The organism is uncultured Campylobacter sp. (assembly GCF_937997595.1).
Lineage (GTDB): Bacteria > Campylobacterota > Campylobacteria > Campylobacterales > Campylobacteraceae > Campylobacter_B.
In genome coordinates this window covers 1-1,268 of the sequence record NZ_CALKTS010000008.1, presented here as the reverse complement: position 1 = coordinate 1,268, position 1,268 = coordinate 1, and the positions used below count along the sequence as shown (strand labels likewise).

The window sequence follows — 1,268 nt, the reverse complement described above, 5'->3', positions numbered from 1 at the left end:
CTGCGAGCAGCAGCGCGAACACGGCGGCAGCAACTTTTAAATTTAAAAATTTCATAATCTAAAATCCGTCTTTAAATCTGCTTTTAAAACTGCCAAATTCGCTTTTAAATTTGCGTTTGAAATTTTAAAATTCACGGCGCGATCCCTGTCAGAATTTATGTCTCGATACGCTCCGAGGCGTATGTCGTAATAATCTATGCTTGGGTTCATGCCGTGACCTTTAACGAGATTTATGTCATAATCCGCGCTAGAATTTATATCGTGGCATATATTTAAATTTAAGTCTCGATCTGCGTTAAAGTTTATGCTTTGGCATGTGCTGCAACAATATGTTTAAGGCGTATGTTGCGATCCGTGTCGTAATCCGCGCTAAAGTCTATGTAACGATTTGCCTCGCAATTTGTACTCGTAGCGTTTTGGTTTTTAAAATTTAGACTTTTAAAATTTTGATTTTTTAAATTTTTACCCACTCCGCTCGGTTTTGCGACGATGCTTGATCTTTCGAGACAAACGGCTTCGGCGGGAATGAGTAGCAAAGAGTTGCACCTGCACGCGCGAGCTTTGTGCGGATCCAAAAAGAGCGTGCGCAGGCGATGAAATTTTTAAATTTTAACGTAGCTTTATTTTTTATCATGCGAGCTAAATTTTACGCACCATCATTTTGCGCGCTAGAATTTTTGGCATCGGGATTTTCGCCGCTTAAATTTTCAGCGCCCCGATCTTCGCTGCCAGAGCTTTGCGAGGCGGAATTTCTAAAATTATATTTTTTGATATTGGAATTTTCTGTAGCCGAAGCATTTGCGCCCGCATTTTTGCCATTAGAATTTTCGCCAATTAAATTTATTTTTTGGAGAATTTTAAATCCAAATTACGCGCCCTATTATTTCATCACATCATCACGAGTTATTTACGTAAAATTTCACCTATTAAAAATTTGGACGCAAAATTCCACCTGCGAAATCTCGATAAAATTTTGCCATTAAATTACGAAACGAAATTCTACCTCGCAATTCCGCCGCTATTTCTTGGCGATTTTATAGTAGCCGTCTTTGAAAACAACCTTGCCCGCACCCACAAGACGCTTTAAAAGCTGCGCGCTTTTTTCGTCAAACATCGCCTCCACGTCGCTAGTGCGCTGTGGACGACGTGCTAAAGTATGCAATATCTCATCCTCACTAAAGTTCAGCCGCTCGCTTGCGTATTTGGGCGCAGTGATGATATTTACGTTTTGATTTTCGATGAAAGTAGCCAGATAGCGCAGCTGCGCC

At 40.6% G+C, this 1,268-nt stretch carries 2 protein-coding genes and 1 pseudogene; all 3 read right to left on the bottom strand.

The window, feature by feature from the left end:
- Positions 1-51 precede the first annotated feature (51 nt).
- On the bottom strand, positions 52-210 hold the full coding sequence (locus Q0614_RS00415) for a hypothetical protein (RefSeq protein ID WP_298785715.1): 159 nt from the start codon (positions 208-210) through the stop codon (positions 52-54).
- A 92-nt stretch (positions 211-302) separates the two neighbouring features.
- On the bottom strand, positions 303-536 hold the full coding sequence (locus Q0614_RS00410; protein ID WP_297994517.1) for a hypothetical protein: 234 nt from the start codon (positions 534-536) through the stop codon (positions 303-305).
- Positions 537-1,018: 482 nt separating this feature from the next.
- Positions 1,019-1,268 (bottom strand): annotated as a pseudogene (locus Q0614_RS00405) (hypothetical protein); the annotation flags it as partial.